The following is a 13,810-nucleotide window of genomic DNA, read 5'->3' on the forward strand; positions in this document are numbered from 1 at the left end:
TGTTATATCAAGTTTTATTTTTGGCATGCAGTCTAATGCCACGGCTGCTTGGGATGCGAAATTCTTCGATCCAAAACCGAGCGATGACACTGTGTTTCTTCCTATGCCGTGCGATGGTTCGATGGCTTTTAGAATCGTGCATACAGATACAAAGAAACCGCTTGAGGACAAGCCCATTATTTTAGGTGATGATTCTTCTGAGCAAGGTTTTTCGGAACACGCAACGCCAAACTATATTTCTGGAAGCTTTCCAGATAAGGGCGGCGATCGCTATTTTTTAATGGGCAAATATGAAGTTTCACAGCTTCAGTACGATTCTATTATGAAAGGAATTGACGGCGAATGTCCTAAAGCAAATATGAAAGGTCGCCTTCCAGCTACTAATATTTCATGGTTTGAGGCCGTTCATTTCACAAAAAGATACTCTGAGTGGTTGCTAGCTAATCATCCCGATAAACTTCCGAAAGATGATGGAACTTCGGGCTTTGTACGCCTGCCTACTAACACTGAGTGGGAGTATGCGGCTCGTGGTGCAAATAATGTGAGCGAGTCGGAATTTCGCGAAAAAGTATACCCGCATCAAGAGTCTTTGCAGAAAACGGTTTGGTTTGCTGGGAGCTCATCTTCGAACGGGAAGTTGCAGTTAGGTGGTCTTCTTGAACCTAATCCTGTTGGTTTACATGATATCCTTGGCAATGCTTCCGAGTATGTTCTCGATTCTTTTCGAATGAACAAACTCGATCGCTATCACGGTCAAAGTGGTGGTATCACAATTAGAGGCGGAAGTTTTCTTACTCCTCAAGAGCAAATCTCTAGTGCCTTCCGTGTGGAAGCCCCTTATTACAATTCCTCTGGCACTGCCTATTCATCTAAAGAAGTAGGATTTAGGGTGGCTGTTGTAACCCCTATTGTTACTTCTAATAAACGTGTTCAAGAACTAAATAATGAGTGGCAAAAATTAGGAAAAGAGTCTAAAAACGGTGATAGCAAAATCGTCGATAATCTTACTGATATCACAAAAGCTCTTAACGATGAGAAACAAAAAGCTGAGCTTAAAAAATTAGAAGATGCATTAAGGGCCTCTAATCAAGCTAAAGACGAACAAAGAAATTCTGCGGTTCAATCCAATATTCAGCTAGGTGCCTTTCTTTGTGCAAACTCCTCAGATTTACAATCAGCTTATGATGAGAAAAAGGCAAGATATGAAACTCTTTGTCAGCCAGGTGATACCACTTTTGAGCAGGAATGCCCTGACCTTAAGGTGATTGCTGAAGAAGGGCTTAGAGCAAGAGATTTTGTAGTTCGATATTATGCGGACAACTTGGTAGCGACCGCAACAAACTACCCTTACGATTTAATTGAAAGTCAGATAGAACCCGTTATCTCCAAAATGCAAAAAAGACGTAGATCGAATCTCAATGAATATGTAAATGTTTATTGGAAACATCTTTCAACTTTTTACAAAGATGGCAAAGTTAAACGTGATGAATGGCTTAAAAATTGCACAGATATCAAATCTCAATAGGAAATTTGCTATTATTAATGTGTAACAAAAGGGGTGCTTATGAATAAGTTTCAAAAAATCGGTATATCTGTATTCTTTTCAACCGCCTTAATGGCTTGCCAAACTACTGGCACTGATCAATACGGAAAGAAAAAGGCTGATCCATTTAGCCAATCTGGTCAAATGGCTTGTGCTGTAGGTGGTATTATCGGTGGTGTAATCGGTTTACTGATTAACTCTTCTCACGACAATGACCCTGCACTCGGTTTAGCTGTAGGAGCATCATTAGGTTGTGGTGCAGGTGTTGGGGGTAACTATTTACTTGAACGTGAAAGAGTAAGCTATAGAAATCAAGAAGATGCCCTAGCTGCTGAAACTAGACGCTTAAAGCAAATCAATCAAATTTCAACGGAAATCGTTAGTCAAACACAAGCTACGATTAATAGTGATAGACGTAAAATTGATAAATTAAATCGTGATATTGCGGCTAAGAGGGCTTCTAGTGCACGTATAAGACAGGAAAAACGTGAATTAGACGCTAATATCCAAGAGATGGAATCTCTAGTTAAAACTTTAGAGAACGAAAGAACTGCATCTGTTCAGAACATTAGGCAAGCTAGAGCCGCTAAGTTAAATACTGCACAAGCTGATGCTCAAAGAAGAATTCTCGACGGCAAAATTGCTAAGCAAAAAAAACTCATTGCCATAGCTAGACGAAACCGTTCAGCTATTAAGGCTTAAGGATATCATATGAAGTTATATATCACTGCACCTATACTTTGTGCGGTTTTGGCTGCATGCCAGTCAAGCCCTCAAACTTGTGACCCAAATGTAGAAATGAACTTTTTCGATAAGCTTGGATGTTCTACAAGTGGCAGCTACGACAAACGTATTGAGCAGAAAGAAGCAAATCTTAATGCTGAACAGTATCGAAACAAACAGCTCAATTACAAAAAGTCTCAACTTGAGAGTAAACGTAAGGCCACTAGAGCACAGAGAAATGCTAAACAAAGAGAATCTAATCGCCTAAGTACATCCAACAAAAAGATGCAGGAAGATCTAAATAATAAAAAACGTGCACAATCTGCATTTAGAAATAGTAGAAGTGAAGATGGTACGGAAAGCATTGCCACACCTTCAGAGGACAATTCTTTAAAGGCAAAACGTTTGCAATTAGAAAAGCTAAGAAGATCAAATAAATTATAAATACTGAGGGATTAAATGCAGAGATTAACAAGAACCCCGTACAGTGAACATAACCAGGGCTCTATTGATTTATTTCTTAAATTTCAATCCCTTTATTCATTATTTAGAAGTTCATTGCCACCGAGCACCTTTACTATTCTTGCAGAACCAGTAGTAAAGGGGGACATGGTCGAATGGTATACGACGCTTGAGGGGCAAGCCTATGAGGTTCCAGAAAAGGATTTATCGCCTGAGATAGCAGCAAAGATCTCAAACAAGCTTACAGCTATCCGAGACTATCTTACTCACCTTAAATCCCAGGGGGAAATTTCACCTGAGGACTATGCATCTATAAATAGCCTGCTTGCCACAGCTCAATCAAGTAGCAAGAAAATCTATGTCATTAATAATGAACCTGTCCTTGTGGGATGGGTTGATGCGACACCAGTAGCGGCGGCACCGCCATTGGCACCTGTAGCGAGTAAACGTAGGAGCTTTGCGTGGCTTTGGTGGCTATTAATTTTACTTTTATTGATTGGTCTTGGATGGTGGCTTTGGGATAGATATATCCGCGGCACCGATAGGTTAAATCAATGGTTTGGAGATTGGTTTAACTGGGGATCCAAAACAGCCGTAGTTAAGAAAAATGACCCACCGCCTGCACCAAAAATTATTGACAATCGCCCTGCACCAGTTATAAAAATTAATATTCCAGATATTAATGTTCCTGAGCCTCCGAGGCCTAAGCCACCCCCTCCTCCACCACCAGAGCCAGCAATAGAGCCTATAGAACCTGCATTTGAACTTGACGATCCTTTGGCTGTAAAACCGCCACCGAGACCGCCTGAACCTGAACCTGAGCCTAAGCCAGAACCCAAACCTGAACCGAAACCAGAGCCTAAGCCCGCACCAAAACCTAAGGTTGTAAAAAAAGAGGAACCCGTTAAGAAAGTTGTCCAAAAACCTAAGGGGCCAGTATGTAGTAAGGAGCTTACACCACAAGAGCGTCCTCAGATGGTTATAGTGTTTGACAATTCCATGTCTATGCTTCAATCAATGGATGGTTCTATGGCTAATTTAGAGGCTCAATTACTCAACTCTATGCTTTCTGGCTTTGGAGCTCCAAGTAGCTTGATGAAACCTACAGGACCAACTAGAATTGAAACCGCAAAAAAAGCGGCAAATTCAATTATCAATAAAATCGACCCGTATATCGACATAGGATTTATTTCACTTGATAGATGCCCTTCAGCTACGAACCATGGAWTTTTTCCACCTTCTAGGAGATCACAACTTAAAAGCACCATTAATCGCATGAATACAAATAATAGTAGTGGTACTGTACTAGCAAACGGCATTCAAAAAGCGGCAAATATGGTGGATGGGGTTAATCGTGAAGCATTTATTTTGGTTCTAAGTGATGGTGCGAGTACGTGTGGACCAAATATTTGTAGTGTCGCTTCGAGCACAAAAAACAAAAAGCCTAAGCTTAAAATTAATGTTGTAGATATCGGAAGTACTGGAGCAGCGAATTGCTTAGCTACAATAACAGGCGGAAAAGTATTTAAAGCTATTAATGCTTCTCAGCTTACAAAAATGGTGAATGCCGCTGCCGCTCCGATGAAAGTAAGAGAAGTTTGTAAATAAAATTTTTTATAGGAAAAATATATGCCAAATTTAATTGAACAAACATTAAATGATTTAAAAAAATCAAGCCCAGCTCAGCCTGAGTTTTATCAAGCTGTAGAAGAAGTTGTAGAGTCGCTTGAACCCTTATTCCAAAAAGAAAAAAAATATCAAGAGCACAATATTTTGCAACGTATCGTTGAGCCAGAGCGTCAAATATTCTTTCGCGTATGCTGGGTAGACGATAAAGGCCAAGTTCAAGTAAATAAAGGCTTCCGTGTTCAATTTAATTCTGCTATTGGTCCATATAAAGGCGGGCTTCGTTTCCATCCAAGCGTAAACGCAGGTATTATTAAATTCTTAGGTTTTGAGCAAATCTTCAAAAATGCATTGACAGGCTTACCTATCGGTGGTGCAAAAGGTGGTTCGAACTTCGACCCTAAAGGTAAATCAGATAACGAAATTATGCGTTTCTGCCAATCATTTATGACTGAGCTATATCGTCATATTGGCGACACTATTGATATTCCTGCAGGTGATATTGGCGTCGGTGCTCGTGAGATTGGATATTTATATGGTCAGTATAAACGTCTAACTGGTTCTTATGAGGGTGTACTTACTGGTAAATCCTTGAATTGGGGCGGTTCTCTAGCACGCCCAGAAGCTACTGGATTTGGTTGCGTATATTTCGCTCAAAATATGCTTAAAGCTAAAGGCGATTCATTAGAAGGTAAAGTTGCTTTAGTTTCTGGTGCTGGAAATGTAGCAATGTTCACCATCAAAAAACTTATCGAGCTTGGTGCAAAACCAGTTACTTGCAGTGATTCACGCGGATTTATTTATCATGAAGCTGGTATTAATTTTGATACTTTAGCTGAGATTAAATCTAACGCAAATAACTCTCTAGAAGAGTATGCAAAACGCCATTCTGATGCTAAATATACTCCTCGCTCGTCTTATCCAGAAGGATATAACCCTCTTTGGAATACTAAGGCTGATATAGCTTTCCCATGTGCTACTCAAAATGAGATCAATGAAGAAGATGCAAAACATCTAATTAACAATGGAGTAAAACTAGTTTCTGAAGGTGCAAATATGCCATCTACTGCAGAGGCAGCTAAAGCATTCTTAGAAGCTAAATTGCTTTATGGTCCAGCTAAAGCGGCTAATGCAGGAGGTGTTGCTGTAAGCCAATTAGAGATGGCACAAAATGCTAGTATGAGTGTATGGACATTTGAAGAAGTCGATAATCGTCTTAAAAACATTATGTCTCATATCTTTACTCTTGCATCTCAAACTGCAGAGGAATTTGGTCAACCTGATAACCTAATTTTGGGAGCTAATATTGCTGGGTTTAGAAAAGTTGCGGATTCTATGATCCAACAAGGTGCCCTATAAACTGCACACCAATCCAACATACAATAGCGATCTAAGATAATTTAAATCGCATAAATTTTAGGCTCACTTTAGTGGGCCTTTTTTACGCCCGAAATTACAATTTGTTACCCCGCAAAAGCCACGAAAATCACATTGCATTAACAATATTATGAAATCATTTTCTAAACTAATTTTTGGATATGATTATGTATTTTCATAAATATTTGCTAGTTACATTATCCTTGCTAGGATTCTCAAATATAGTAGCTGCTCAGACTCAGGAAATAGAAGATATTGATGTAGAGGAGAGCATTGCCACCTTTCATTCATCGCCCTTACAAGCCAAAAAGCCATCGGACTCAATAGTAGAGAAAGAAGTCCTTAAAATGAGATCTGCCACTTTGGGCAATGCTCTTTCAAATCAGCCTGGCATTCACTCAAACGCATACGGAGGCGGTGCGAGCAGGCCCGTAATACGTGCTCAAGAAGGTGTGCGCATCAAGATCCTGAATAATAATATGGAAGTAATCGATGCATCAGCCATCTCTCCTGATCACGTAGTTGCTGCAGATACGCTTTTATCATCCCAAGTTGAAATTCTCCGTGGTACCCCCACCTTGCTCTACGCATCTGCATCGCCAGCTGGTGTGATCAATGTTATAGATAATAGTGTTCCGACTTCAATTCCTGCAAAAGGCTATGAAGGTGAGGCCATAGTTCGATATAACACCAATAATAATGAAAAAGTTGGCACCATAGGGGCGACATTTGCCATTGGAAAATTTCTCGCTCTTCGCTTAGAGGGTCTTAAAAGAAATGCGGGCAACTACAAAGTCCCATCCATGAAAATTAATGGAGCTGATACGACCACCATGCCCGATTCGTACAATAAATCGCAAGTCGCATCGCTTGGTCTTTCCTTTGTCTCAGATAAAGCCATGCTAGGCGTGGCATATCGGGATCGTCGCGATAAATATGGTATTCCAGGCCACAATCATGAATTTGATACATGTGCTGAGCACTTTATGACATGGGAAAAATATTGGCTTGGACCCTATCCTCATCTTATGGAAGATGAAGATATAATCGGCTTTCCGCACTTTGATAGGTGTCGGCGAGCACATTATCACGATGGTGTCTTGCATGAGCCTGGTAAGCCTGTGAATTTTGAAAATTATTCATCTGGTCCGTGGATCGATATGCATACGAAAAAATGGGATGTGCGAGGCGAGCTGAAGAATCCGTTCGCTGGAATTGAGAAAATCAATCTTTCCTATACATACTCAGATTATTTTCATGATGAAAAAGACCCTGGGGTTCAAAATGAGCAGACTAAGAATTTCGATGAGCTTATAAATTATGGCCATCCGACGGCGAACTTCAGTCACAAGGGGCACAATTTGCGTCTTGAATTCCATCACAAGCCTGTCGATGGGTTAAAAGGCGTATTTGGCATGCAATATCAGACTCTCGATAGCATCGCTCAAATCCCCTATCTGCCCACCGATCAGGTGAATGCATGGCTTTCAGGCGTGGATTTGAGTGAAGCCGATCCACGGCATTTATTGCCACCTCATAAACTAAAACAGATTAGTTTTTTTGGTCTGGAGCAGCTCCGCGTTGGCAATGTTCTCTTATCCGCCGGCTTTCGTTATGAGCGACAACATATCGATATAAATTACGATTTCGATATTTTAGAGAGACATAGAAAAGCGTTTGGCATAACTAAGCCGATAGCATTTGAACATAAGGACCCTGACTACTCTGCATATGATGAACATGCAATATCAATGTCTCTAGGGATGATATGGGATATAAACGATTATTTATCTCTGTCTGGCACGATTTCACACAATGAACGGCTTCCTTCGCCTATGGAGCTATATTTTCACGGCAAACATCTTGCCACCCACTCATTTGAACATGGAAATAAAAATCTAAAACCCGAAGCTTCAAACAATTTTGAATTAGGTCTTAGTTTTTATTCTGAACACTGGGAGGCGAATCTAAGTGCATACGTGAATAATTTCGAAAACTATATATTTAACGAAGACATTGCCAGAGATGAGACTTTATATATGCGGCGGTTTGCTCAATCGAAAGCTAGAATTTATGGGCTTGAGGGAAGCATTACGTTTCGCTTTAACGAAAATCACAAATTCACTGTTATGGGCGATGTTGTAAACGGTAAATTGAGTGGATTTTCGGATTTTAAAGGGGCGAAAATATATGGTCCTGAATACGAGTGCTATGACGAAGAGTGGGAGGAATGGACCTCTTGCTGGGATGTGATTGGCATAAATAAAATTGAGCGACCTGATAGAACACCGCCTCGTTTGCCGCCTGCTAGGTTGGGCTTGCGATGGGAGAGCAAGTTTAATAATGGCTGGGCATTCTCGATCGATTATTTGCATGTGTTCGATCAGGACAAAATTAGTGTATCGACTTTAGCGGATAGGTCGCATAGGGATGATATCGATACGCCTGAGGATGAGAGCTTAGTTAAATATGAGGTGCGTGAATTGCCGACTAAGGGATATGGCTTGCTTGGAGTGGGAGTTCAGTATGAGAAGAAATTCAAAGATATGACTTTCACGATGGATTTGCGAGGCGATAATCTTTTAAATCATAAAGTTCGGATACATAACTCTGCATTGCCATATGTCTCACAGATGGGAAGGAATTTTTCTTTAAACCTGGGACTGCGATTTTAGATAATGTGAAAAAAAGGGTGCCCCCCAAAAGACACCCTTTTCATTGATAGATTAGTGGAATTGGAAGCCTACAGCCGCTGCTACGCCAACACTTTTACCTGAGTTACCTGAAGCACTAGCTTTAATAATAACTCTTTGATTTGGTGTTAGGTACGAGAAGCCCACTGCATAACCATACTCGCCTGAATAAGTAGCACCGCCTATAGAAACTAGTCCTTTTCCTGGAATAGTTGATTGTGGCAATGTCCCCGCCGCTAACGCCTGAGCTACTCCAGCTTTTGTAGCTTTTGAGTTTTTAGCGATTGCGTTTTCGAGTTGTTTATCCTTCTCTTTTAGTTCTGTAATAGAATTTGAAATACTAGTATTAGACTGTTGGATTTGAGAGATTGTTTGCTCGATTTTAGTATCTCTTTTTTGAAGCTCTTTGATTAAATTATCTTGAGAGCCATCTTTTTCTTTCAATTTAGCGATTTCTTCGTCGTGAACTTTATCTTTTTCGTGCAAGGGTGTTAAATCAACTTCTGGGGGGTTGAGGAGGATTAGGGGGGTTGTGGGGGGTTGTGGGGGTTGTGGGGGTTGTGGGTCTGAACCTCCAGTAGCACTAACTAATTTTTTTYCTAAGGCTTTAAGTTGTGCGACATTAACAGCGTCTGTATCACTCGAACCCGCAGCTACGTGGGTGATTTGACGGGTTGCATTTTCATTTCCCACAGAGATTTCACCAAGGTTACCTTTGAAGGTATCTCGTACCTTACTTTCTGATACATCCAAATATTTTTCATTACCTAAATAAATATCTTCTGGGGCTGTAAGGACAACACTATTTGGATTTGTGGCTGTGCCAGTAATTCCGTATGTTCTTTTTGTTTCAGATCCAGTACCTAATGCTACAGATTTAAAGGTTTCAGATTTAGCTGAAGCACCAATTGCAACACCACCGTATGCGGCTTCAAGAACTTTACTGGTATATCCGACTGCCGTTCCCTTTGTAGAATTAGTTTCGTTAAGACTTCCAATCGATACGGAATATATACCATTTGCTGTGTTATCATAGCCAACAGCTGACGAATACTTTCCATAAGCAAAGTTATCATAACCTATTGCTGAAGCCCCCTCAAACTGAGCATTATTTTTATAACCAACTGCTGTAGTGTATTTTTCAACCGTATTATTTCGGAAACCTAAAGCAGTAGATTTCTCGCCATCTATAAAATTACTATAACCCAGTGCTGTACCAAATTTTGCTGTACCATCTGCTGTATTACTGTATCCAATAGCTATTGCATTTGTAGCACCTTTGTTTATTGTATTTGAATACCCCATAGCCGTAGATTTTTCCGCAAAAGCCTTGTTAAAAGCACCAAAGGCATTTGATAGCACAGCTTCAGCCTTATTATTAAATCCTACAGCAGAAGAACTTTCAGCTAACGCTTTATTTAAATAGCCAAAAGAGGATGAACCTTTCCCTTCAGCAGTATTTTCAACGCCTATAGCTGCAGAGTTTTCGCCATTAGTTACATTACTTTTCCCAACCGAGGCCGAAAATTTTCCATGAGCGCTGTTATTAAAACCTAAAGCAGAAGACATAAATCCAGTTGTACTATTTTGAGCCCCCAACGCAACTGAATAATCTCCATTACTGAAATTTAAATAACCTAGAGCTATAGAATTATATGCATTCGCATAAGAAGTCAATCCTATAGCTACAGATCTAAATTCCTTGGCTTTAGCATCCTGACCTATAGCAACTGAATTTTCTCCATCAGCTTTACTGTCCTTACCTATGGAAACGGCATTATCGCCCTCAGCAGTACTTCCTGGGCCATGTTCATAAGATCCAGTACCCCCCCCCGCAGCACTGCCTGCAAGCGTAATCAAAGCAGATGCGATAGCTAGGCTTATCGCATTAAATTTAATATTTTTCATAGCACTTAAAAATTGAATTGATTGAAAATTTGAAATTACAAAATTTTACAATTTATTAGATATATATACAATTCATTGAGGCAATTATTTTTTTAAACATAAAAAAGGGTGTCCCAAAAGACACCCTTTTTCTTCAAAATATGCTAGAAATAACTACTCTAAATCAGATTGATCGTTTTGCTGAACTACAGAATCCTTCCCTTCACTCTCTTCCGAATTAGATTCTTTTGCATTTGGGTCAACCAATCCTGGAATTCCACCAATAGCTTTAGCCGATAAACGAATACGTCCACGATCATCAGATTCAATGACCTTAACGTTAACCTTCTGTCCAATCGAAAGCACATCGTTAATATCCTTAATGCGGAAATTCGCAATTTCAGAGATATGCAATAGCCCGTCTTTTCCAGGCAAGATTTGAAGAACACCGCCAAAATCAAGCATCTTGATTACAGTACCCTCGTACACTTTCCCGATTTCTACCTCAGCTGTAAGCTCCTCGATACGTCTTTGAGCTTCTTGTGCCGCTTCCAAATCTGCGCTGGCAATGGTTATGTGTCCATCATCTGTAATTTCAATTTGGCATCCAGTTTCTTCTGTTAATGAACGAATAGTAGCCCCACCTTTACCGATAACGTCACGAACTTTTTCTGGATTAATAGTCATACTAATCATGCGAGGTGCAAAAGATGAGAGTTCCTCACGAGAACCTGAAATTGCTTCCCTCATTTTTCCAAGAATATGCATACGACCTTCACGTGCTTGAGCTAAGGCAACTTGCATAATCTCTTTGTTGATACCTTGGATTTTGATATCCATTTGTAAAGCTGTAATACCCTTTTCGGTACCCGCAACTTTAAAATCCATATCACCTAGATGATCCTCATCACCTAAAATATCAGTTAGAACTGCAAATTTATTTCCCTCTTTGATTAGACCCATCGCAACACCTGCAACATGGTCTTCTACTGGGACTCCTGCATCCATCATAGCCAATGAACCGCCGCACACAGAAGCCATAGAAGATGAGCCGTTTGATTCAGTAATTTCAGAAACTAAACGAATGGTATATTGGAAATCATCTTGATTTGGCAATGTAGCTACCAATGCCCTTTTCGCTAATCGGCCATGTCCAATTTCTCTACGTTTAGGACTACCGAAACGACCGACTTCACCTGTTGCAAATGGAGGCATATTATAGTGAAGCATAAAGTGTTCGCGAACTTCGCCCATAACAGAATCAACGATTTGTTCATCTTGTTTTGTGCCTAATGTAGCTACAACTAATGCTTGTGTTTCACCTCTAGTAAATAATGCACTACCATGAGTGCGTGGCAATACACCTAATCTTATAGATATAGGTCGTACACTACGTGTATCACGACCATCAATACGAGGTTCACCATTTAAGATTTGACCACGAACAATTGAAGCTTCTAAATCAAACAGTATATTATCGATTTCGACTTCATCTGGAGCATCAGTCTTAGCTTCCTCAGCCTTTTTAGCTAAAGATTCTTTAACTTGAGCAGAAACTTCTTTTAATTTATTTGAACGTAGTTGTTTTTCTCGAATTGAATAAGCCTCTTTTAAAGAAGCTTCCGCTTGTTCACGTACAGCAGAAATAAGTTCTTCATTTTTAGGAGCGGCAACCCAATCCCATTCAGGTTTACCAGCTTGTTTAACTAATTCATGAATAGCGTTGATAGCCAATTGAAGTTGTTCGTGCCCAAACACCACACCGCCGAGCATAACATCTTCTGATAGTTGTTTAGCCTCAGATTCAACCATAAGAACGGCTTGTTCAGTACCAGCAACTACTAAGTCCATTTGAGAATCTTTAATTTGAGATTCAGTTGGATTTAAAACATATTGACCATCGATATAACCTACGCGAGCTGCCCCTAGAGGTCCATTAAAAGGAACACCCGAAACAGCTAAAGCAGCAGAACTACCAATCATAGAGGCAATGTCTGGGTCAATCTCAGGATCAACAGATAAAACATGAACAATGACTTGAACCTCGTTATAAAATCCCTCTGGGAATAACGGTCTTAAAGGTCGATCGATAAGACGGGAAGTAAGAGTTTCTTTTTCTGTAGGTTTGCCCTCACGTTTGAAATAGCCTCCTGGAATACGACCAGCAGCATAGGCTTTTTCTACATAATCAACTGTAAGAGGGAAAAAATCCTGACCAGCTTTTGCTTCTTTAGCTGCAACTACAGTGGCTAAAACTACTGTACCACCCATAGTAACAACAACTGCACCTGAGGCTTGGCGAGCGATTTCGCCTGTTTCGATAGTGACATCATGGTCACCGTACTTGAAAGAAGTACTGAATTTATTAAACATAAATTTTCCTAAAAAATGCTCTCATCACGTTAATGCACCAAGACACTGTACATTTTGAAAGCGAACTAAAAATCTTCGTAATTTATTATTATATAGCACAAAAAAACCGCTCAACTGAGAGCGGTCTTTCAAAGCAAAAGCTTTATTACTTACGAATACCTAATTCTTTGATAAGTTCAGAATACGTAGATGGCTTGCGATTTTTTAAATAATCAAGAAGTTTACGACGACGGCTGACCATGCGAAGAAGACCACGACGAGAGTGGTGATCTTTAACGTGTTCTTTAAAGTGAGTATTTAACTCATTAATACGGGCTGTCAAAAGTGCAATTTGAACTTCTGGAGATCCAGTATCACCCTCAGTGCGTGAAAATTTTGAAATGATTTCTTTAGTATTAATATCTTGAACTGACATATAATTTCCTTATAATTACAAGCGCTTAGGCAAGAAATTATTTATAAAAATTTATCCTAAGCGTGAGATTAATTATGCTTTTTTAAGCGTTTACAAAATTAATCGATTATTTTACTATAAACATATAAGAAAACATAATTTTCTGGTGTTATTATGAACCTTAAACTTATTTCTAGCTTAATTGCAACAGTTGCATTGACTGCATGCACAACGTTTAGGGATATCCCACCAAACAGCAATATTACCGAAGTAAATAAAGTCTTAGGTAATCCTCAGCACTCTTGCCCTATCAGTTCCGATGGTTCTCAATATTATCTGTGGGGAAGTGCTTCAGCAGGTGATGTTGTAGGTGCACAAGTTAATGCAAGTGGTACAGTTGGACCATTCACTGAGGTACACACTGAGAAATCTTTTGCTAGATTAGATACTGGTACTTGGACTCAACAAGATGTTTTATGTTCTTTTGGACATCCCTATGAAATTGAAAGATTGGGGTTCGGCGAAAAGAGAGCTCTTATTTGGACCTATCGTTACGAGAAGGATGGCACTTGGCCAGCATTAATGCATGTATATTTTGGGGGAGATGAAACCAAAGTAACTCACAGACACTCAGGCCCTGATCCTATGTATGAACCCGATTGGGGTTGGCCATATCCATTTTGGGGATTTGGCGTCGGATTCGGATTTAGCTTCTAATAAAAAAGCGACCTA

10 protein-coding genes are annotated in these 13,810 nt (G+C 39.9%); 7 read left to right on the plus strand and 3 right to left on the minus strand.

What is annotated here, in order from left to right; translation table 11 throughout:
• Positions 1-25: 25 nt before the first annotated feature.
• The 6 genes from TASI_RS05660 (at position 26) to TASI_RS05685 (ending at position 8,406) form a co-directional block, all read left to right on the plus strand.
• The gene (locus TASI_RS05660; RefSeq protein WP_014111805.1) at positions 26-1,525 is read left to right on the plus strand and encodes a formylglycine-generating enzyme family protein; all 1,500 of its coding nucleotides are present in this window, start codon (positions 26-28) and stop codon (positions 1,523-1,525) included.
• A gap of 39 nt (positions 1,526-1,564) precedes the next feature.
• Positions 1,565-2,245, plus strand: coding sequence for a hypothetical protein (locus TASI_RS05665; RefSeq protein WP_014111806.1), 681 nt, complete (start codon positions 1,565-1,567; stop codon positions 2,243-2,245).
• Between the two features lie 9 nt (positions 2,246-2,254).
• Positions 2,255-2,710, plus strand: coding sequence for a hypothetical protein (locus tag TASI_RS05670; protein WP_014111807.1), 456 nt, complete (start codon positions 2,255-2,257; stop codon positions 2,708-2,710).
• Between the two features lie 15 nt (positions 2,711-2,725).
• Positions 2,726-4,336, plus strand: a complete 1,611-nt coding sequence (locus TASI_RS08070) for a vWA domain-containing protein (protein WP_044978100.1) — start codon at positions 2,726-2,728, stop codon at positions 4,334-4,336.
• Between the two features lie 21 nt (positions 4,337-4,357).
• On the plus strand, positions 4,358-5,713 hold the full coding sequence (gdhA, locus tag TASI_RS05680; RefSeq protein WP_014111809.1) for an NADP-specific glutamate dehydrogenase: 1,356 nt from the start codon (positions 4,358-4,360) through the stop codon (positions 5,711-5,713).
• 185 nt (positions 5,714-5,898) lie between these two features.
• The gene (locus TASI_RS05685) at positions 5,899-8,406 is read left to right on the plus strand and encodes a TonB-dependent receptor (protein ID WP_014111810.1); all 2,508 of its coding nucleotides are present in this window, start codon (positions 5,899-5,901) and stop codon (positions 8,404-8,406) included.
• 51 nt (positions 8,407-8,457) lie between these two features.
• Here TASI_RS05685 and TASI_RS05690 read toward each other — a convergent pair whose 3' ends face one another.
• From TASI_RS05690 to rpsO, 3 genes are all read right to left on the minus strand, one after another.
• Positions 8,458-10,332 carry a YadA-like family protein gene (locus TASI_RS05690; RefSeq protein WP_014111811.1) on the minus strand — a complete coding sequence of 625 codons (1,875 nt, stop codon included), beginning with the start codon at positions 10,330-10,332 and terminating at the stop codon, positions 8,458-8,460.
• A gap of 153 nt (positions 10,333-10,485) precedes the next feature.
• On the minus strand, positions 10,486-12,684 hold the full coding sequence (gene pnp / locus TASI_RS05695; RefSeq protein WP_014111812.1) for a polyribonucleotide nucleotidyltransferase: 2,199 nt from the start codon (positions 12,682-12,684) through the stop codon (positions 10,486-10,488).
• 145 nt (positions 12,685-12,829) lie between these two features.
• A complete protein-coding gene (gene rpsO, locus TASI_RS05700; protein ID WP_014111813.1) occupies positions 12,830-13,099 on the minus strand; it encodes a 30S ribosomal protein S15 in 270 nt (89 codons plus the stop codon).
• Between the two features lie 153 nt (positions 13,100-13,252).
• On the opposite strand from rpsO, the gene TASI_RS05705 reads away from it, so the two are divergent.
• Positions 13,253-13,795, plus strand: a complete 543-nt coding sequence (locus TASI_RS05705; RefSeq protein WP_014111814.1) for a hypothetical protein — start codon at positions 13,253-13,255, stop codon at positions 13,793-13,795.
• The last annotated feature ends 15 nt before the right edge of the window (positions 13,796-13,810 follow it).

The sequence above is a fragment of the Taylorella asinigenitalis MCE3 genome (assembly GCF_000226625.1).
GTDB lineage: Bacteria > Pseudomonadota > Gammaproteobacteria > Burkholderiales > Burkholderiaceae_B > Taylorella > Taylorella asinigenitalis.